19 protein-coding genes are annotated in these 20,678 nt (G+C 54.1%); 13 read left to right on the forward strand and 6 right to left on the reverse strand.

Features of this window, described 5'->3' with window-relative positions:
* The first annotated feature begins 9 nt into the window (after positions 1–9).
* A complete protein-coding gene (locus tag Q399_RS0103925) occupies positions 10–339 on the forward strand; it encodes an MGMT family protein (protein ID WP_031565751.1) in 330 nt (109 codons plus the stop codon).
* A gap of 10 nt (positions 340–349) precedes the next feature.
* On the opposite strand, the gene Q399_RS0103930 is transcribed toward Q399_RS0103925, so the two are convergent.
* From Q399_RS0103930 to Q399_RS0103940, 3 genes are all read right to left on the reverse strand, one after another.
* Positions 350–1,603 carry an HD-GYP domain-containing protein gene (locus Q399_RS0103930; RefSeq protein ID WP_031565753.1) on the reverse strand — a complete coding sequence of 418 codons (1,254 nt, stop codon included), beginning with the start codon at positions 1,601–1,603 and terminating at the stop codon, positions 350–352.
* A gap of 179 nt (positions 1,604–1,782) precedes the next feature.
* Positions 1,783–2,388, reverse strand: coding sequence for an HAD family hydrolase (locus Q399_RS0103935; protein ID WP_031565755.1), 606 nt, complete (start codon positions 2,386–2,388; stop codon positions 1,783–1,785).
* A gap of 27 nt (positions 2,389–2,415) precedes the next feature.
* Positions 2,416–3,339 (reverse strand): LysR family transcriptional regulator, encoded by a 924-nt coding sequence (locus Q399_RS0103940; protein WP_245612821.1) that lies wholly within the window; start codon positions 3,337–3,339, stop codon positions 2,416–2,418.
* Positions 3,340–3,508: 169 nt separating this feature from the next.
* Between Q399_RS0103940 and Q399_RS0103945 the strand changes: the two genes are divergently transcribed.
* Positions 3,509–3,964, forward strand: coding sequence for a DoxX family protein (locus Q399_RS0103945; RefSeq protein ID WP_031565759.1), 456 nt, complete (start codon positions 3,509–3,511; stop codon positions 3,962–3,964).
* Positions 3,965–4,050: 86 nt separating this feature from the next.
* Positions 4,051–4,755, forward strand: a complete 705-nt coding sequence (locus Q399_RS0103950) for a pirin family protein (RefSeq protein ID WP_031565762.1) — start codon at positions 4,051–4,053, stop codon at positions 4,753–4,755.
* 79 nt (positions 4,756–4,834) lie between these two features.
* Here the strand turns inward: Q399_RS0103950 and Q399_RS0103955 are convergent, their stop codons facing one another.
* Positions 4,835–5,176 carry a DUF3718 domain-containing protein gene (locus tag Q399_RS0103955; protein WP_031565764.1) on the reverse strand — a complete coding sequence of 114 codons (342 nt, stop codon included), beginning with the start codon at positions 5,174–5,176 and terminating at the stop codon, positions 4,835–4,837.
* Positions 5,177–5,480: 304 nt separating this feature from the next.
* Between Q399_RS0103955 and imuA the strand changes: the two genes are divergently transcribed.
* The 10 genes from imuA (at position 5,481) to Q399_RS0104010 (ending at position 18,371) form a co-directional block, all read left to right on the forward strand.
* Positions 5,481–6,161: a translesion DNA synthesis-associated protein ImuA gene (gene imuA, locus Q399_RS0103965; protein WP_157836218.1), complete on the forward strand. Its 681-nt coding sequence runs from the start codon at positions 5,481–5,483 to the stop codon at positions 6,159–6,161.
* A 65-nt stretch (positions 6,162–6,226) separates the two neighbouring features.
* Positions 6,227–7,804: a Y-family DNA polymerase gene (locus Q399_RS20995; RefSeq protein WP_037045526.1), complete on the forward strand. Its 1,578-nt coding sequence runs from the start codon at positions 6,227–6,229 to the stop codon at positions 7,802–7,804.
* On the forward strand, positions 7,804–11,013 hold the full coding sequence (locus Q399_RS0103975; protein WP_031565774.1) for an error-prone DNA polymerase: 3,210 nt from the start codon (positions 7,804–7,806) through the stop codon (positions 11,011–11,013). Before Q399_RS20995 ends, Q399_RS0103975 begins: the two co-directional genes overlap by 1 nt.
* Positions 11,014–11,084: 71 nt before the next feature.
* The gene (locus Q399_RS22010) at positions 11,085–11,582 is read left to right on the forward strand and encodes a hypothetical protein (RefSeq protein WP_106388949.1); all 498 of its coding nucleotides are present in this window, start codon (positions 11,085–11,087) and stop codon (positions 11,580–11,582) included.
* A gap of 142 nt (positions 11,583–11,724) precedes the next feature.
* On the forward strand, positions 11,725–14,451 hold the full coding sequence (locus Q399_RS0103985) for a glucosidase family protein (RefSeq protein ID WP_051685717.1): 2,727 nt from the start codon (positions 11,725–11,727) through the stop codon (positions 14,449–14,451).
* A gap of 55 nt (positions 14,452–14,506) precedes the next feature.
* Positions 14,507–15,382 (forward strand): DMT family transporter, encoded by an 876-nt coding sequence (locus Q399_RS0103990; RefSeq protein ID WP_031565782.1) that lies wholly within the window; start codon positions 14,507–14,509, stop codon positions 15,380–15,382.
* Complete coding sequence (locus Q399_RS0103995; RefSeq protein WP_031565784.1) at positions 15,379–15,993, forward strand: acyl carrier protein phosphodiesterase; 615 nt, start codon at positions 15,379–15,381, stop codon at positions 15,991–15,993. The genes Q399_RS0103990 and Q399_RS0103995 overlap by 4 nt, the downstream gene beginning before the upstream one ends.
* Before the next feature lie 80 nt (positions 15,994–16,073).
* Positions 16,074–16,472 (forward strand): ribonuclease E inhibitor RraB, encoded by a 399-nt coding sequence (locus Q399_RS0104000; protein ID WP_031565787.1) that lies wholly within the window; start codon positions 16,074–16,076, stop codon positions 16,470–16,472.
* A gap of 14 nt (positions 16,473–16,486) precedes the next feature.
* On the forward strand, positions 16,487–17,941 hold the full coding sequence (locus Q399_RS0104005) for a protein adenylyltransferase SelO (protein ID WP_031565790.1): 1,455 nt from the start codon (positions 16,487–16,489) through the stop codon (positions 17,939–17,941).
* 127 nt (positions 17,942–18,068) lie between these two features.
* Positions 18,069–18,371: a hypothetical protein gene (locus Q399_RS0104010; protein WP_031565792.1), complete on the forward strand. Its 303-nt coding sequence runs from the start codon at positions 18,069–18,071 to the stop codon at positions 18,369–18,371.
* 67 nt (positions 18,372–18,438) lie between these two features.
* Here Q399_RS0104010 and Q399_RS0104015 read toward each other — a convergent pair whose 3' ends face one another.
* The gene (locus Q399_RS0104015; protein WP_031565794.1) at positions 18,439–19,614 is read right to left on the reverse strand and encodes a DUF547 domain-containing protein; all 1,176 of its coding nucleotides are present in this window, start codon (positions 19,612–19,614) and stop codon (positions 18,439–18,441) included.
* Positions 19,615–19,771: 157 nt separating this feature from the next.
* The gene (locus Q399_RS0104020) at positions 19,772–20,629 is read right to left on the reverse strand and encodes an MBL fold metallo-hydrolase (RefSeq protein ID WP_031565797.1); all 858 of its coding nucleotides are present in this window, start codon (positions 20,627–20,629) and stop codon (positions 19,772–19,774) included.
* Positions 20,630–20,678: the final 49 nt, after the last annotated feature.

Here is a 20,678-nt window from a genome sequence, read left to right on the forward strand (position 1 = left end):
CAGGTGCAGATGAACCCTCATTACAGCCGGATCTGGCAAACAGTGCAACAAATCCCGGCCGGGAAAGTGGCGAGTTATGGCCAAATCGCTGATTTAGCGGGGTTGCCCGGACGTGCCCGGCTGGTCGGAAAAGCGCTGGGTTACAGCCCGACGCCATTGCCCTGGTATCGGGTGGTACGCAGCAACCTGAGCCTGGCTTTTGCACCCGGCAGTGCAGAGGCTGCCGAGCAAAGTGCCCTGTTACGGACTGAAGGGGTGATAGTGTGTGGTATCAAAGTACCAGCGCAATATCACTGGCAACCGGATCTGGCTGAGTTGTTATTTAAGCTGCAGTTCTGAGCGCTTGCTCTCATTTACGCTCGTTCCCCTGAATAAAATAACTGACCTGCGCCCGCGGATTCAAATATTCATACACCGCCTGCGGCAGTGCAGAAGGCTTCAGCACTTTGGCGATACTGAGTTTGCCTTCCTGCAAGGAAATCACCGGCGCTTCCAGCCGCGGAATTTGTGAGTCGTAAACCAGTACATTCGGGTACAACAGTTGATCGCTGTTGACTGACATCACCAACCCGACCCGATCGTCGCTGAGCTGCACTATAGTGCCGGGCGGGTACACGCCCATCATTTTAATCAGCTGACCCATTTCATTCGCACCGAGTTTGCCTTTCATCGATTTAAACAAAAATGACATGGCATGATGCGGTGAGCGGGCTTTACTGACATCCACCGGATGGCACAGATTATCAAACTCATTGACCACGGCCACCACTTTGGCCATGGCGTCAATCTCGGCATCTTTGATACCCAGCGGATAACCACTGCCATCTAAATATTCGTGATGTTGTTCCACGACCGGCCAGGCCGCTTTGGGGAAAGACTCTGTGAGTTTCAGCAGTTCAATACCATAGCGGGTATGCATTTTCAGTAAGTTGGCTTCTGGCGCGGTTAAAGGCTCGGTTTTACGCAGGATCTGAGTAGGAATTTTGAGCTTGCCAATGTCATGGAACAGAGCGCCAAGTCCGGTCAATTTGACTTGCTCTGCTGTCATACCGAGATTTTTTGCCAGCATCATCGACAATACAGACACGTTCAACACATGAAAGTAAATACTCTCCTGCTCTTTGCTGGCTTGCGAAATCAGATGCAACACTAATGAATCTGCATTGATGATCGTATCTGCAATCTGATGCACCAGTTCCGTTGCTTCGTCAACAGCTTGCAATGGCCGGCTGCCAATTTTCGACATCACATTGCGCACCTGCACCATCGACTGCTCAAAAGCTTTTTCGGTGCGTTGCAGCTGACGACGCTGCTCTTTAGCCTGCTCAATCCGTTCGTTTTTTTCCCGCTCCAGCTTATAGCGTAACTCGCTGGCATGCTGAGCCAGTTCCTCAGCCGGGGCTGCCTCATCGGATACAGCTACGCTGCTTTTATCCGGAAAAAAATAAACGAATTCCAAATCCAGCGTTTGGATAATGGCAATTTGTTCATGATTTTCGACTTTGAATTTATTGGTCAGAAACGGGTGTTTCATCCAGTTCACGGGTAACTGAATGAAATAACCAATCTTGACCTGAGACGGACTTATTTTTGCAACTGACACGCCACACCTTTGATTCGGCTATAGATTTAACCTAGCCGGATAATTCTGACTGCTGGAACTGAAGACTGAAACTCTCAGCAGTCTAGCAACCTATGCTGTAAATGTCTTTGATCTGGCTGATGTTCTGCGTTTTTTACCCGGGAAGAAGCCGGACATGTAATGAAAATGCAAACCTTTGCCTAACCAGATGTAAGCGGTGCCATTCGATAACAGAGACTGAGGTCAGCAAAGTGTGCCAGCACAAAATCGGCCTGTGTGCGGTAATGGCCATTCTGGGCATTGAGGTACAAACAGCCCGGCATACCGGCGGCCCGCGCTGTCGCCAGGTCAAAATGAAAATCACCGATAAAGATTAACTCAGCAGGTGGCAACTGCCATGCGCTGGCTATCTGCAGTAAACCAGCCGGATCTGGCTTGGCGGGCGCATCTTCCCGCGTCAGCACGATATCGACAGCAATCCCAAGGCGCTCAAGGCAATGCCAGGTGGCACTGCGCATATTGCGCGTCAGAATTGCGGTCGGGATTTGCTGTTGTTGCAGCAAAGCCAGCAAGTCGGCTGCGCCCGGCATCCACTGTGCCGCTGCCGCGCCTTCCAGTTCAAACTGTTCGATGATACCAAGCGCACGCTGATACTCGTGTGGGTCTTTGACCGTCGCCAGATGTTCCAGGATTGGCGTGCCGGCCGGCCAGCCAAGCCGCTGGCATAACAAACCAAAATCCAGCCGGGAATCCACCAGCGTGCCGTCTAAATCAAAAATTACACCGCGATGTTCACCTAATTGCATGCTGCAGGTCCTGTGTCAGTGGCTGGTTTATTCATAGGGCGCATGAAATACGGCAGCCCAGTCATATTGGCTCAGCTGCCGGCTGAACCATAACAATGCCTGCCCCGGCTGACTCTGACGACGCCAGCCCAGATACATCATCGTGCTGGCCCGCGGTACTTCACAGGCTTTGGCAATCAGCCGGCCAGCGCGGATCTCATCACTGACCAGATGCCTGGGCAAAAAACCCACGCCAAGCCCGGCCTGCTGCGCGGCGATTTTAGCCTGCATGCTGCTGACCACGACCCGGCGCCGGCTGTCATAGAGGCCGGAATCCCGCGCCGGCAGGTCCAGCGCCGAATCGCTGACCACAATCGCCGTTTGCTGTTGTAAATCCTGCTGAGTGACGACCCGGTCCAACTGGGCCAGTTCGTGATGTGGCGCGACCGCAAACACAAATTCCAGCGGCGCCATTGGTTGCAACTGAAACTGGCCAGAGACACCTTCACCGGATAAACCAATCGCCAAATCAGCCCGGCCGCTTTGTAATGCTTCCCAGCCACCCGCCATCACCTGTTCCGACAACACGATTTGTGTCAGCCGGCCCAGCTGGTGAAACTCATCAATCAGACTGAATAACGGCTGCAGCGGCACCACTGAGTCCACCGCAATGACCAGCTGGCGTTCCCAGCCAGTATCAAGTTGCCGTACCGCTTCTTCTAATTGCTGACTGGCCAGCAATAAATGCCGGCCTTGTTGCAACAGCAGCTGACCGGCCTGGGTCAACTGCGCTTTTTGCCGGCTACGGTCAAATAATTGCACACCAAGATCGCTTTCGAGGCGCGCGATGGTGTAACTGAGCGCCGAAGGCACCTTGTATAGAGACTCAGCCGCTGCAGCAAAACTTCCTTTGCGATCAATAGCATCCAGCGCTCTAAGTGCCTCAAGAGTCAATACGGGCTGCATGGCCATCGGCGGGATATCCTTAATTCAAATATTTTGAACATGTGTGTCAATTTATTCCGCTTTTTTCGCAATAGCAAGCCGGCTACATTTATCTCAACGCAGCAGAACGCAGGCAGCAATGCAGGTAGTCATCGCGAATGCGGCAGAACCTCAACAACATATTGGAGCAAGACAAATGAAAAACTTAATCAAAACTTTCGTACAAAACACTCAAGATTCAGCCAACAGCATCGGCAGTCTGGCGCTGCGGGTTCCGGCCGGCATCATCTTCGCCGCACACGGCGCGCAAAAACTGTTTGGCTGGTTTGGCGGTTATGGCCTGCAAGGCACTGCCGGCTGGATGGAAAGCATCGGGTTAACTCCAGGCATTCCGCTGACATTGATGGCCGGTGGTGCTGAATTCTTCGGTGGGCTGGCATTAATTTTGGGTCTGCTGACTCGTCCGGCGGCTTTTGTGCTGGCCATTACCATGCTGGTAGCAATTTTCAGCGTGCACTTTGCCAACGGCCTGTTTATGAGCAACAACGGCTATGAATTTGCGCTGTCGCTGCTGGCTATCAGTGTGGCCCTGACGTTCAGCGGTGCTGGTCGCTTTGCCATCGACAACTGGCTGGCGAAAAAACTGGCCTAACGCAGCAGCCCCCAAGCACCGCATCCCAATGAACGGCGACCCGGCGGTCGCCGTCTGACGCTCACAAGTTATACAGGAGTCATCCGATGATCGAATTCAGAAAATCCAGTCAACGCGGCAGTGCCGATTTTGGCTGGTTACAAAGCCGCCACAGTTTTTCCTTTGGCCGTTATTACGACCCGGCGCAAATGGGCTTCTCTGCCCTTCGGGTGATCAATGATGACCGCGTCTCACCGGGTGCCGGTTTTGATACTCATGGCCATCGCGATATGGAAATTATCAGTCTGGTGCTCGATGGTGTCATTGCGCACCGAGACTCCACCGGTCAGGTCGCCGAGCTGCCGGCCGGGGAGTATCAGCTGATGAGCGCAGGTCGCGGCATTATGCACAGCGAATTTAACGCCAGAACCAATCAGGATCTACATTTCCTGCAAATCTGGATTGAGCCGGACAGCCTGGGTGGTGAACCGGGTTACCAGCAAAAACCTTTTGCCCAAACACCGGGGCTGACGCTGGTTGCTTCAAAAGATGGCGCAGAAGGCAGTTTGCGACTGAAGCAGAATGCCAAATTGTTTCAGCTGCGGCTGGACGCGCAAAGTGCCTTGAACTTTCAGACGCAGGCCGGACGTAAACTCTATCTGCATCTGGTGTCAGGTAGTCTGAGTGGCCAAAGTGGCGAACAGCACATTAGCTTGCAGCCGGGTGACGGGGTGAAAATCGCTGATTTGACCGACTGGCAATTCAGCAGTGGCGCTGAACCGGTTTTTGCGTTGTTATTTGATTTACCTTGATAAAGCCTGGGGTTGCCCGGCAGCTGACAGTGCAAAAGCCCGCTTGGCGCGGGCCTTTGCGCAACTGCTGATTGTCATCTCAACGGCCCTGCACCATCACACTGCCCTGCAGCGGTTTGGCGGCAATATCCTGAATGTCGACATGACCACGCACATATTTTTTCAGATGCTGATACACCGCGATATTACCGGCCTGAAAGGCAAAACTGGCCACCGGCATGTCATTGCAGACCAGCTTGTTGGCCGCAACAGCTGCACCAACCCGGTTGTATTTCAGCTCTTGCTTAAAATCAGCTTTTTTGTCAGTAGCAGCGCTGATACACAAAGCCGTTTCCATCGACTGATCTGCCGCCACATATTGGGTTTGGGCCGCAACTGCGGAACTGGTTAACACACAACAGATAAATAACAATGTACGCATGATGGCTCTCCTGTTTGCTATCGCCATGATCAGAGTCGCAGATCTGCAGGAAATAGTTGTGAATAGCCGGCTTCAGACTGTAACAAAGGCTGCGTGCTGCCACAGATCTGGTTTTGCTAACTGCTTCAATTTTCGAATCATTCAGATAACCGGTAGAAAAAGTGGGACAGCGCTGGTTACAGAGCTGTCGCCTGTCCTGCACCAAAGGGTCTGAACAGGTTGACCGGACATTTTTATTGCCAGCCTCTTGCAGCATCAAACTGAAGTAATATACTGTATATATAAACAGTGTATTGGTGAGATTATGCAGCTGTCTGAACTGAAACAACAAGGTCATGTCTGGCATCTGAACCAGGCACCGCGCCCGGAACAAACACTGTACCCAACCGGTTTTGCTGAACTCGACGTCTTACTCGGAGGCGGCTGGCCCTGTCAGCAAGTGATTGAACTGCGCACAGCCTTTGGTATCGGTGAATTCCGCTTATTACTGCCCTATCTGCAACAGCAAAGCAGCCGGAATAAATTACAGGTCTATATCAACGCCCCCGCCCAGTTGCATGCACCTTTTCTCAGCAATCAGGGCTTACCGCTATGGCAACAGCTCGAAGTTCGCGCTCAGGAGCAGGATGCGCTGTGGGCCGCCGAGCAATGCCTGAAAAGTGGCTGCTGCAGCACGGTATTGTTGTGGCAGCAATCGTTGAATATTGCCCGGCTCAAACGCTTGCAACTGGCTGCGGCAGAAGGCCAGGCTGAGTTATTTCTGCTACGCCCTTCTGAGCAGTCGCAGCTGAGTTTACCGGTAGGGCTGAGCCTGGCGCTGAACCCGGCACCACAAGGCCTGCAGGTGCGGGTGTTAAAACGTCGCGGCGGCTGGCCCGGCGCACAGCAGCTGGTTAATTTCAGTCAGCGCTGGCCAAGGCTGGTTAAGCCAGTACTGTCGCCGCAGAAAGAACAACTGACGCCTCCTGCAGCTCTGGCGATCTGACCGATGAAAAACTTCAGTCCATTGAGTGTCATACCCGCGCCACACAGACGCTTGGGGGGGCGCTGATGCAGACCTTATGGCTTTATTTATATTTCCCGCAACTGCAGCTGGATTTATTGCCACAGCTGCAGGCGGATGCCGCAACACCAGATTTGTCCAAACCAGTGGTATTATTGCATCCACAACAGTTACAGGTACAACAGGCGAATCCGGCGGCGCAGGCTTTGGGCATCCGGCCCGGCCAGAGTCTGGCGCATGCCTGTGCGCTTTGTGCGAAGCTGCAGGTACTGCCCTGGCAGCGTGAGCTGGAACAACAGCTGCTGGAGCTACTGGCGCAGGATTGTTATCAGCTTTGTGCCGATCTGGCACTGGCGCCGCCTGCTGCTTTGTGGCTGCGGCTGGACCCGATGTTGCAACTGTATGGCGGGCTGGATAGCTTTCTCAGGCAACTGCAGCAGATGCTGCAACAAAAGCCGGGCCTGCAATTTCAGTATGGCGGGGCTGCCACTGCCGAAGCTGCCCGGTTGTTGTGCCTGACGCAGCCCGGTCAGATCGCGTCAACCCAGGCTGCGCAGCGCCTGGCACTTTCACAGTGTCCGGTCACGCTGCTGGATTTAGCGCCCGCACTATTACAACAGCTGCAACGGCTTGGCATCGGCCAGCTTGGCGCGCTGCTACAGTTACCGGCTACCGAGCTGAGCCGGCGTTTTGGTGCAGAATTGCAGCATTATCTGCAACAGATCCAAGGTCAGTTACCACCACTGCTGCATTATTACCAGCCGCCGGACCAATTCTGTGCCCGGCTTGAATTGTGGTACCAAATTGAACATCACCCACAATTACTGGCACCGCTACGGCATCTGTTACAACAACTGCAACAGTATCTGCAGCGCCGTGCTCAGCGCTGTTATCAGCTGCAACTGGAACTGAGCCTTCGTGATCAGCCACCGCTTTGTCTGAAGCTACATTCACCGCAGGCTGAAGCACTGGCAAACCGCTGGCTGGCCTTATGGCAACTGAAGCTCGAAGCTTTAACGCTACCGGCCCCGGTTCTGGCCATGCAACTACTGGCCAGCCAGTACTGTAAAGAAGAGATGCACAGTGCTGATCTGTATCAGGGCAAACAAGGCCAATACAGCCCGTTGCAGCTGGTGGGGCTATTGCAGGCAAAACTCGGCGCCACACAAGTGCGCAGGCCCACTGAACATGCCGCCTTTTTGCCGGAGCTCGCAGGCAGCAGTCAGGCCCTGCAACAAGCCGGCGAGCAGACAATCACACCACAGCTGTCAACTCCTGAAATGGCCGCTCTGCAGCTACACCAGCCAGCAGCCTTGTATGCCAAAGCAGTGCCCGGAGTAGCAGTAAAAACCGCAGCGCAGTCGCCCCATTCAGCCCCCACGGCAGCGCCTTTGCAACCAGGGCTCTCTGCTACGCCACTCCGACCGGCGTTTTTATTTGCAGCGCCTGTGCCACTGCAACAGCAGGTGCAACTGATGCCTGGGCTTGAACGCATTCAGAGCCACTGGTGGCAAGGCCAGGCACAAGCGCGGGATTATCTGACGGCCCAAAGTGCCGATGGTCGCTGGTTATGGCTATATCGCACTGAACAGCAGCAATGGTTTGTGCATGGAGTATTTGCCTGATGTCCTACGCCGAACTGTTTTGCCAAAGCCACTTCTCTTTTCTGAGTGCTGCCGCGAGCCCGGAGCAACTGGTTGATACCGCCGCCAGTCTCGGTTATCAGGCACTGGCACTGACTGATGAATGTTCAGTGGCCGGCGTGGTGCGGGCCCATCGTCAAATCAAACAAAAGCAGCTGAAACTGCTGTTGATTGTCGGTGCTTATTTTCGTTACGCCACCGACTTGCAGCTGGTGCTGCTCTGTCCGGACCGCCGCGCTTATGCTGAGCTTTGTCGTATTATCACAAACAGCAGGCGGCGCGCGCAAAAAGGCCAGTATCAGCTCGATGAATGGGACTTAAAAAGTTGCCGCGATTGTCTGGTGCTGTGGCTGCCAGACGGCACCCATCAAAGCGATCAGCATTGGGGCGCCTGGCTAAAACGTCAATTTGGCCAGCGTTTATATCTGGCACAACAACGCACGCTGGATGCACGGGATCACGATTTGCAGCAACATTGCCAGCTGCTCTGCCGGCAGTTTGACTTGCCGGCCTGCGCTGTTGGTGCAGTGTTGATGCATGAAGCGGCGCAGCAGCCGCTGCTGGATGTGATGACTGCTATCCGGCTCGGTCAGACCGTCGCCAACGCCGGTTTGGCTTTATCCGCTAACCGGGAGCGCTGTTTAAGGCCCATCAGCAAACTGAAGCATTTATTCAGTGCAGACGCCTTGGCACAAAGCTGTCAAATTGCTGCGCTCTGCCAGTTTAATCTCGACAGTTTGCAGTATGAATATCCGGCCGAGCTGGTGCCGCCGGGACAAACGGCTATGCAGTATCTGCGACAGCTGGTGGCAGAAGGCAGCGTTATCCGTTTTGGCGGCCAGGTTCCCCCCGACATCGCCAGACAAATCGAATACGAGCTGCAGCTGATCGCCGAACTCAACTACCCCTATTATTTTCTGACTATCGCCGATATCGCCCGCTTTGCCCGCGATCAGCAGATTTTGTATCAGGGCCGTGGCTCTGCCGCGAACTCCATCGTCTGTTATTGCCTGCAAATTACTGCGGTCGACCCGCGCAAAATTTCGGTGCTATTCGAGCGTTTTATTTCCCGAGAACGCGATGAACCACCGGATATTGATGTCGATTTTGAACATGAACGCCGCGAAGAAGTGATTCAGTACATTTATCAGAAATATGGCCGGCAGCGCGCGGCTTTAGCTGCGACGGTGATTTGTTACCGGCTACGCAGCGCGGTGCGCGATGTCGGCAAAGCACTGGGGTTTAGCATCACCCAGCTTGAATACTGGCTGAAACAGCTGAACCGGCGCCATCCAGATCTCAGCTGGTGGCAGCAACTGGCACAACATGGTTTGGACATTCACAGTTTGCCGGCCCGGCAGCTGATCAGTCTGGTGGAACAAATCCGCGGCAAACCACGGCATTTATCCCAGCATGTCGGCGGTTTTGTCATCTCAGCCGGGCCTTTGCATGAACTGGTGCCGGTAGAAAATGCCAGTATGGCCGAGCGTACCGTGATCCAATGGGACAAAGACGATTTGGAAACTCTGGGTCTGCTCAAAGTTGATATTCTGGCACTGGGTATGTTGTCGGCGCTGCGTAAAGCGCTGGCACTGGTGAATCAACATCGCGAACAACCGCTGACATTGGCAGAGATTAGTCAGACCGGTGATGACCCGGCGGTGTACCGGCAAATTCAGCAGGCCGACACTATTGGCGTGTTTCAGATTGAATCGCGCGCGCAAATGAGCATGTTGCCGCGGTTAAAACCGGCGTGTTTTTATGATTTGGTCATCGAAATTGCCATAGTGCGGCCAGGCCCTATTCAGGGCGATATGGTGCATCCGTTTTTACGCCGCCGCGACGGCCTGGAGCCAGTCAGTTACCCGTCTCCAGCCGTGGAGTCAGTGTTAAGCCGCACTATGGGCGTGCCGATTTTTCAGGAGCAAGTGATTAAACTGGCGATGGTCGCGGCCGGTTTTTCCGGCGGTGAAGCCGACCAGCTGCGCCGCGCTATGGCCAGCTGGAAAAAGACCGGTGAACTGTTGCAATTTAAAGCCAAACTGATCGACGGCATGCTGCAGCGTGGCTACCCGCAAAGCTTTGCTGAGCAAATCTTCGCGCAAATCTGTGGTTTTGGTGAATATGGTTTTCCGGAATCGCATTCGGCCAGTTTTGCTTTACTGGCTTATGCTTCGGCCTGGCTGAAATGTTATTACCCGCTGGAATTTTTAACGGCGTTGCTCAACAGCCTGCCGATGGGGTTTTATTCTGCCTCTCAACTGGTACAGGATGGCAAACGCCATGGTCTACAGGTGCTGCCGGTCTGTATCCAGCATTCGGATTGGGACCACCAGATTGAACAAAGCGACACAGGGCCGGCGCTGCGGCTTGGGCTGCGTCAGGTCAAAGGCTTGCAGCAGGAATTGCTCCGGTCGGCTTTGCAACAGCGCCCGGCCGGCGGCTTTGCCAGCTTAAGCCAGCTGAAACAAACCGGTCTCAGGCAAGACCAGCTGAATGCATTGGCCAGCAGTGATGCACTGAAGGCGCTGTGTGGCCACCGCTTCGCCAGCCGCTGGCAATTACTGGACCGGCTGGATGAGCTGCCGCTGTTTCGCCAGCCACTCCATCAGCTGATGCGCCAGCCACAAGATACCGGCGCTGCAGGCCCCGCACTTTTACAACAACTGGGGCTGGATCTGATGGTTGAACCAGCAGGCAACAGCCCTGCCGCCCCCCCTGCAGCACAACAGCCTGACCAGCCGCCTTGTCCGCTGCCGGCGCCGGACGCCTGGCAGCAGCTGGGCGAGGATTATCAAAGTCTGGGCCTTAGCCTGCAGCTGCATCCGGTCGCCTTATTGCGTCAGCATCCGACGCTGGTGAAGCAATCACTGCAACGCGCCTGTGATTTAGTAGCAGCACGTTCCGGTCAGATGCTGCGGGTGATAGGCCTGGTCACTGTCCGGCAAAGCCCGGGCACCGCCGGCGGTGTCACTTTTGTCACGCTGGAAGATGAGACCGGCCAAATCAACCTCATTGTCTGGCAGGCGACGGCGCTGGCGCAACAACAAACCTTTATCAGCAGCCGGCTTTGGCTGGTGCATGGCGTGCTGCAGCGTGAAGGACTGGTTTGTCATCTGGTGGCTGGCAGAATAGAAAGCCTGGACCCGCTGCTGCCGGCGTTACCGCTGCCAAGCCGGGATTTTCATTGATCCGCCGGAGCTTGCTTGCGGTAGAATCAACGCAGCAAGACCAAAATCCGGGATCCAGGCTCCAAAATCCGATGACAGAATCGAATAAATACCAGCGCTTTGACCAGTTCGTACTAAAACGTCGCAGCGGCGCCTTGCAAGACGGTCAGTCAACCAGCAGGCGTCGCTCCCGCCTCGATAGCCCCAAAGGCGCACAGGAAAAAAGCATCGATGCGACGATCTGGCAGCTGCACAGTGCCATGGTGGATAAAATTCTCGCAAATCCGGCGCTGTTAGCGCCGGTCGTGGCGCAGCTGGAACAGGAACAGCAACAAGGATTATTGCGTCACAGCGCTTATTTATTCTGGAGCTGTGCTTTTGCCATGATCCACCAGCCAGCGTTGTTCAGAGCTGCATTGTTAAGTCAGGAGCCACAGGCCTGCAAACATCGCAGGCGCACCCGCTTACGTGGCATTTTGACCGAAGCTGAACGCGCGCTGGTTTTAGCGGGACAATGGCAGCCAGCAACTGCGCCGGATGAAGATCCTAACGACACAACACAGGGCGAAACCGCACTGGCGTGCAACTAAAATGACCAGATTGGTCGCAGGTTAGAAGCCCCTGCAGCAACTCAGTGATTTCAGCACTAAAAAGCTGCCGCCGGGTGTACCCTAAGATGCTCTCATTGAGTACACTCAGACATCTTCTTGTTAGTTTTTGCTGGGTTTCTCCATGTTACTGAATGCTATTACCCGAAGCGTGCGCCGTCTGACTGCCGGCGCTACGCTGCCGCTTAGTTTATTGTTTTCTCCGTTATTTTTTTTCTCAGTGCAGGCTCATGCGCAACAGGCAGTTGCACAACCGGCCCCCGCTCCCACGGCGTTACCGCAGTCTGACAGCGCACAGCCAGCAGAAAACATCGCTGTACAAAGCATTGCGGTACAAAGCTCCGCGCCACGCTTGGCCGGTGAACTGCAAAGCCGCCAGCTGCAAAGTAAATTTGGTAGTGTCAGTGTTGAAGCCCTGACGCAAAAAAATGACGATGGCAGCGTCAACAGCCGTCAGTTTGTGCTAAAGACCGGACCAGCGACCGCGCCAGTGGAAAAAACCATCAGCCCGGCCAGCACTGACGCGCTGCTCATCAGTAAAAACCCGCTGTTTGATGCTGCCTTTGCGCTCAGCCAGCTGGAACGTCAGCAAAACAGTGTCAGTGAAATTACCGACTGGGGCTTCAACGACCAGCAAGCACTGCCTTGCCCTTGTTTTGAAACCGGCGCCAAATGGCATTATGTCTGGACCCGTGATTTATCTTATGCGTTGGATTTAGGCCTTAGCGCGTTGGACCCTGAACGCGCACAAACTTCCCTGCTGTTTAAAACCTCGCAGGTGCGGCCAGAATTGATTGCCCGTGGCGTGGAAAATACCGAAGTCGCGCTGCAGGATACCGGCTCCGGCGGCAGCTGGCCGGTCAGTTCCGACCGCGTGGTCTGGGTGTTAGCCGCCAGCGGGATGACCGCGCAAGACCCGGAAGGTGCGTCGAATCAGGCGGCCGCAGAGGCCTGGCAACAGCGTTGGTATGCGATTGCGCGCAATACCATCCTGCAGGACCGCAGTTATATTTTTGATACCAAGCTGGGGTTATATCGCGGTGAAACCTCGTTCCTCGATTGGCGTGAACAGAGTTATCCGAGCTGGACCGCCAAAGATACTTTGTTCCTGGCAGAGTCGTTTTCGCTCTCAACTAACGTGTTGCATTATGTGGCCTTAAGCCGGGCGGCAGAAGCCGCCAAAACGCAGGAACCAGCCCGTGCTGCGGAACTTGCGCAGTGGGCGCAGGCATTAAAACAAGCCATCAACAGCTGGTTCTGGTTGCCGGAAAAGGGTCTATACGCCCGTTATATTGGTGAAGTCTATAACCCGGTGGCTGTTGAACATTATGATTTATTGGGTTTAGCGTTGGCGATCACCCATGGCGTGGCCTCGCCGCTGCAGGCCCAGCAAATTCTGCAAAACTATCCTCTAACCCAGGCCGGCCCGCCGGTGATTTTCCCGGCGCTGCCAGACGTGCCGATTTACCATAACCGCGCAATCTGGCCTTTTGTCAGCGCTTATCTGCTACGTGCGGCACGCCAGCAAAATCAGGCTGAGCTGTTCCACAAGGTGGCAGTGTCGTTGTATCAAGGCGCAGTGCTGAATCAGTCCAATATGGAAAATCTGGAATGGCTCAGCCAAAAAGCTCATGTTGAAGATGGCGCTTTATCCGGCCCGGTGATTAATTCTGAGCGCCAGCTTTGGTCTGTGGCGGCTTACGGCGATTTGGTGGCCGGTCAGCTATTTGGAACTGAGCTCAAAGCCGGCATGCTCAGCATCAATCCGTATATTCCGGTAGATTTAGCACGTGAACTCGACCTTGGTAACAACCCGGTTCTGCAAAATCTGACGCTGGCCGGTACCACGCTGGACTTGCAGCTGGAGCTGCCACCACAGGCACGGCGGGGTCAGGTCTACCGGCTGGCGCAATTAAGCCTCAACGGCCAGCCGCAAGTGCTGACCGGCAATCAGCAATTCAGTATCAAACTCAGTGATTTCTCGCAGCAGCGCAACGAACTGGTGCTGAAATTACAAGCGTTCGACGCACCAGCATCCAGCGTGACTCAGCTGCGCACCAGCAATAATGCCGGGCCGCTCACTGGCCTTAGCAATAGCGAAAAACGCAAGCTGCTAGCGCCAAAAGAGCCGTTGCTGCAGCTCAGTCTCAGTGAAAAAGGGATTCCGACGTTGCGCTTTGACGCCGCCGGCGAAAGCGATACCCGCTTCACGCTGTATAAAAATGGCGTGCCGGTGAAACTCAAACCGCGCCAGCAAGACTGGACTGACAGCAAAGCCAAAACAACCTACAGCCAGTGTTATGCCCTGACGCAAAGCTACAAGGATAGCGGCCTTAGCTCACAACCAAGCCGCACTTTGTGTACACCGGGCGCCGCAGTTAACTTTGTTGCCGGCCAGGGGCTGTTGAGTGCTGATCATGAAATCAGCGATTACCTCAATCAACCGGTGTTTAAAAACTGGGGCGCACCGGAGCAACAGCTACAGCTGAACTTCAGCGCCAGCCACGAAGGTCTGCATGCCTTGCGGCTGCAATATTTTATCGATAATGGCCCGATCAATACCGGCATTACAGCGGTGGTGAAGCGCCTGAGCGCCAACTGTCCGCAATCTGGTCTGCAACAGGCGACGCTGGTGATGCCGCATCTTGCCACTGCACTGGAAGCCGGCTGGTCAAGCCGCGCTATGTTCCGCGCCAAGGCCGGTGAACAGTGTACTGTCACAATCAGCGATGGCTTTAATATGAGTTATCTGCAGCATTTTAACTTGTACACCGGCGGCAAAGGCGGCCGTACCGGCCCGCTAAATCAGGCGGTGATCCAGCAGGCACAAATCCAGCCAATGGCGGAATAAAGTCAACACCAGGCCCGGCGCCGACTCGCCGGGTACCTGATCCCACGGAGTTGTTGTGAATTTTTATCTGATCCTGGCCTTATGTTCGGCAGTGTCGATGGCCAGCAGTGGCGTCATCGCCCGTTTATCCGGCCTTGGTGCCGCCGAACTGACCTTTTACCGGCTTTTTGTCGGCGCACTTTGTTTAGGCGCGCTGGTGCTTCTGCTGGGTAAACAAGCCGACCTGAAACAAAAGCCGGACCGGCGTATTGTGCTGAACGGCATATTGCTGGCAAGCTTTATGTTGTGCTTTCTCAAAGCCATCAGTTTTATCAGTCTCGCTAATGCCATTATGCTGGTGTATCTGGCGCCGGCGCTGGCCGCTATTGCCGCTCATTTCCTGTTCCGGGAAAAACTTGACGCGCTGTCCGGGTTATTGATTGCCTTGTCATTTTTAGGTTTTGCCATGTTGCAGCAATTTAAACTTGATTTGGTGTTAACAGCCGAACAGTGGCCGGGTTTTGTTTATGGCGTGTTGTCGCTTGTGACCTATACCGGCTTTTTGCTGGCCAACCGCCACAGCGGCAAATCGGCATCACCGCTGCAACGTGCGTTTTATCAGCTGTTGCTCGGGGCGCTTTGTGTCTTGCCATTTTTAACCGCAGCGCCAATCCCTGCTACAGACCAGTGGATTTGGGTGTTGCTGGCTGGTTTTTTCCCGGGTTTTCTGGCGATTTATCTGGCGATTGTCGCGCTGGAACATTTACCAACCCGGGTGTTTGGTACTTTGGCGTACATTGAACCTGTGGCGGTCATTCTGGCCGGCTGGTTGCTGTTTCAGGAAACGCTGAGTCTGCTGCAACTAGGTGGCGTGGCGCTGATTTTATTGGCCGGTTTGCTGCAATCGGTGTTGCATCAACAGCCCGCCCGCCAGACTGCGACATCACAATGAACTTTTTCGCCCATCTGATACTGGCCGAGCCGACGCCACAATCCAGGCTGGGCAATCTGATGGGCGATTTTTGTCAGGGATTGGACCTTAAAACGCTACCGACTGCTGTGCAAGCCGGCATCTGGCGCCACCGTGCCATCGACCGTTATACCGATGCCGCCGCTGAAGTGCAGCAGGCCAAAGCGTTGTTCAGCAAGGCGCGCCGCCGTTTTGCGCCGGTAATGCTCGACGTGTTATTTGACCATTTGCTGCTCAAACATTGGCCGCAGCTCGACAGCCGCCCGCTCGAGCCGCTGTGCCAGCAGCTGTACCAACATTTGTGGCAACAACGCAGCGTGATGCCGCCAGCGATGGCCGCGACGGTGACAGCCATAGTGCAACAAGACTGGTTTGGCAGTTATCAGCAACTGGATAACATCGGCATGGCGCTGGACCGAATTGCCAGCAGCATCCGCTTTGCTCACCAATTTACCGGCAGTATCGATGAGATCCGCCAGCATTCGCCTGCACTAGAAACCTTGTTTTTGCAGTTTTACCCGCAACTACAGGCATATGTCCGCGAACTGGGGCCGGAGCTGACTGCGTTGACTGCACGCCGACTTCCGGACTAAAGCCTTCCGGCAAAAAATAGTGATACAATAAAACCCTTTAGCGGCCGCCCTGGCCTTCCCCTTCTTCACTCGGAGCTGATATGAGCCAATTTCCTGACGACGGCAACGGCGATATGCTGCAAGCCATGCAAGATTCCGGCATGGATTTAACCAAATCATTGGATCTCGATTTTTACCTGGTCTTCCCGGACCGCGCCAAAGCAGAAAAAGCGTTGGAAGCCATGACCAAACTGGACCAACCCGGCGAAGTGGAACTGAATTTAAACGATTTGGACCAATGGGAACTGATTGTTTCGCTGAACATGGTGCCAGAGCACGCCGCCATCACCGCCAAAGAAGCTGAACTGGACAAATTCGCCAAGAAATTCAGTGGCCACAACGATGGCTGGGGTGTGATGCAACATCAGGACGGCGACGATGAATTCGCTGACGATCATGACCACGAATGTGATGATGACTGCGATCATCATCACCACTAAGACAAAACCCGGCCATGGCTTTTACCGCTGAACTGACCTATCGCTCGCTGGGGCCGCTGTTTTACCAGACAGTGGCGCCAACTCCTGTATCAGAGCCTGCCTGGTTGCTGTTTAACGAAGCCTTAGCGGCCGAGTTACAGTGGCCGGAAGAAGCCCGGCAGACGCCGCTGGGCCTTGGCTATTTCAGCGGTAACCAGCTGGCACCCTGGATGCAGCCGACCGCTTTGGCCTATACCGGCCATCAGTTTGGCTCGCTGGCGCCGCGTTTAGGCGACGGCCGCGCTTTGTTATTGACGGAAGTGTTAAGCCAAAACGGCCAGCGCTTTGACGTGCAGTTAAAAGGCGCAGGCCCGACGCCGTTTTCCCGCCGCGGCGATGGCCGTGCCGCGCTTGGCCCGGTGCTGCGGGAATATCTCCTCAGCGAATGGATGGCTGCGGTGGGCGTGCGCACCAGCCGTGCTTTAGCCGCCGTTACCACCGGCGAGGCGATTTACCGGGATACGCAGGTGCCCGGCGCTGTGCTCACTCGAGTTGCGGCTTCACATATCCGCATCGGCACTTTTCAGTATGCCTCTATTCATGGCACGGCATCGGATGTCAAAGCGCTGGCTGATTATGTGATTGCGCGGCATTACCCGCAGTTGGCAACAGAGGCAGAGCCCTATCTGGCATTATTGCGCGCCATCGCAGCAGCTCAGGCCGATTTGATTGCCCATTGGATGAGCCTGGGCTTTGTGCATGGTGTGATGAATACCGACAATATGACAGTCAGTGGCGAAACCATCGATTACGGCCCTTGTGCTTTTATCGATAGTTTTAACCCCAATGCCTGTTTCAGCTCTATTGATACGCAAGGCCGCTACGCCTACCGCAATCAGCCGCCAATAGCACAGTGGAATCTGGCGCGGCTCGCCGAGTCTTTACTTGTGCTGCTGGATGCCGACGAACAACAGGCCATTGCAAAAGCGATGACAGTGCTGAATGACTTCCCTGCCATGTATCAGACTGCACGGCTGCAGCGCTTTGCTGCTAAGTTAGGGCTACAATCTCCGCTTGAATCTGATCTGCCACTGATTGATGACCTGCTAAATGTGCTTGCAGAGCAACAAATTGATTTCACATTGTTTTTCCGTGAATTATCCCGTGCAGCAGCAACGCCGGGGGCAGCCGCCCGAGCACTTTTTGCGGAAGATGCAGCCTTTGATGCCTGGCACCAACGCTGGTTAAACCGGTTGGCGGCAAACCCAATCAACCCTGCCGAATTGAGCCAACAGCTGTTGCAGGCCAATCCGGCGTTTATCCCGCGTAATTACCGGATTGAACAAATCATCGAGAGTGCACTGAATGGCGATTTGGCGCCGGCCAAAGCATTTGTGAAAGCCAGTCAGACACCTTTTGTTGACGACGAATATTGGGCAGCTTTACCGCCGGCTGATTTTTGTGACTACCGGACTTTTTGCGGTACCTGAAGTAGCCCCTACAATAGCAGCTGACACATGTTTTGATTTTTTGTCAGCCACCGGCTGATCTTCAGGGCCTTGTTAACGCTATAAAACCAACATTATTCAGCACGACGCTATTGGCCGGAGCATAACGATGGGATTGGATTGCCGGGAAATTCTCGACGTCAAAGAATACGAGTTTTTACTGAACTGGTTTATCCGCAAACAGCAACAGCATCAGCTCGCCAGCCTGCAAGAGCCATTGAGCTACGACGGCCATTCCGAATACGACCAGCTGTTTAATCTACTGCTGGAACAGGCGCGTATCGCTTTTATCGAACAATTCGGCTATCCGGCACCGCCTCTGGTGTTTACCAACCTGTTTCATCTGGCCGAACTGGAGATAGCCGGCAAACGCAATGCCCGTGGCATTAAAACGCCGCCACAGCTGATGTAGTTTTGCGCTGTTTACTTGAAAGACAAAAAGCCCGCACTGCGGGCTTTTTAGCGTCAGGCTGAAAACCTTAAATCGCTGCAGCCGGTTGCTGCTGCGCGGTTGGTGTCTGTTGCTGCTTCGCCTGCATCGTCTGCCCACGCTGTTTCAGCAGATGATATCTTTCCAGCTGCTCAGACGTCAGTTTACGCGCAACCACCGGGCCTAAGGGTAATGCCGCCACTTTGACCGCAGTTTTATGGCCTTTGGTATTTGGCAATGTGCCGTATACATCAGTCACGCTGTAATTCGACAAATTGGTCAGAATGGTTTTATTGCCCTGCAGATAAGGCTGTTCGTCAAGCCGCAAATAAGTGGCTAAATGCTTACGCAGGTCCGTTTGGAAATCCGGGAAATAGGCCGCACTGCGCTGGTAAAAACTGGAAACACGAAAACCCAAAGTGCCTTTGGGCAAGGTGCCACGGTTGGAGTTAATAAACTCAGCAGCATTCTTGACTAATTGCTGCTGCACGTTACTACCGGTATAGGCCATGGTTGGAATATTCGGGCTGCCAATCACGCCCTGGTACAGGCCATAAATCAATTCAGGCTGCTCTGGAAATTGTTTCGGCAAAATCGCGAACTGAATATCATCTAAACTCAGCCGCACACCAGCGACGGTCAGGATCTTTTGGCTCAGTATACCGGGCTGTTCTGCCGTCCCGAGTAAAAATGTTTCCAGATCTTTGCGCGGATAGACTTTGATCACTTCATCCAGCACTGTGATGTTATACAAATTCAGCCAGTAGGCCAGCTGTTCGTTTTTAGTCAGTTGATTCAGCGGCGTTTGATCCGGTACTGCAGACAACTGCCGGCGCAGTTGGCCTATTACATCCCGCATTTCCGGGTTGTGTTGATATTCTTCAAAATGAAAACGGTTGGCGGCAAGCGCGGTGAAATGGTCGCCAACCGGATAACTGCGATAAATGTCGTAGCGCTGTTCCCGCTCTGTCACTGTGCTGCGCTGCGGTATGCCTTCGGCTAACACTGAGGTGCGCAGCACCAGGTCCAGCACTTTGTAATCAATTTTTTTGCCCTGTTCTGTCCCGCCGAAAAAGCTGGCAGGCAATGCCTGTGGTGCCGCCGTCTGGCCTGCTGGCGAAGGATGATTTTCTAAGGTTGCGGCAGAATGTGCATAAGCTGGATGGGTGAGCGTCGAAGTAAGCAGCAGCGCTGCCATGGCAGATACAGAAATGTGCAGTTTCATCAGTGTCAGCCCCTGTGTGGTTAACCGAAGTTTTGTTATTTGCGGTACAAAAACAACCCTAGCCAAACAAACACAAAGATGCAACCAACCATTACATTTATTTTACTTTCAGCAAAAAGTCAGCCGGCCTGCTCTGGCCGGGCTGACAAAAACCGGCTTAGGCTTGATACAAAGTCCTAATCCATTTCTCTTCAGTGATAAAGTTCCAGCTCCATTTTTTCCACTGCGCGGACAAGCCTTTCGCCACCGCCTGATCAGCCGTTAAACCCTGGGCTTTCATCGCCTGCACTTCTGCCAAGGTCTGCTCCATCATGCTCAAAAAGCGCTGCAGGCCGGCTTTATCCATCAGCTCGCCATGGCCGGGAATAATTTTGGTGCTGTCGTTAATTTGTCCGATGATCGTTTTAGTGTTGGCAATGTAACCGGCCACCGAGCCGCCGCTGTTAAGGTCAATAAACGGGAAACGGTCGGCAAAAAACAGATCGCCCATATGCAGCACATTCTGCGCTTTAAACCAAACCACTAGATCGCCATCGGTGTGACTGACCGGCATCGTTTGCAGCAACACCTGCTGATCATTGATTTGCAGCGTTTTCTCGCCGCTGAAAGTTTCGGTCGGTAAACCAGCCTTGTTGAACTTGGTATCGCTTTGCAGTCGGCTCAATACCGCCTGGTGTGCAATGATTTTGGCTCCGCCAGCGAGCGCAGCATTACCGTCGGTATGGTCTTTATGAAAATGCGTGTTAACTAATGTGTTGACCTGTACGCCGCTTTGCAGCCGCTCCAGCTCAGCCTTGACCAAAGGCGCTGTCGCAGCAAATTGGGCATCGACGACTAAAGCGCCATCTTTACCAAGCAAGGCGCCAATATTGCCGCCACTGCCTTTGACCATATAAAGATTTGGCGCCAGTTGCTGGCTGCTGACTTTAGGCGCATCAGCGGCCAAAGCAGAATTCATCATTAAAGCGCTGCCAAAGAGCGCAAAGGCCGGAAATAAACGAACAGAGAGAGTCATTGGCAAAGTTCCTGTGCTGTTTTTATGAAGTTGTTTTCGATGCAACTCC

The sequence above is a fragment of the Rheinheimera texasensis DSM 17496 genome, assembly GCF_000711985.1.
GTDB lineage: Bacteria > Pseudomonadota > Gammaproteobacteria > Enterobacterales > Alteromonadaceae > Pararheinheimera > Pararheinheimera texasensis.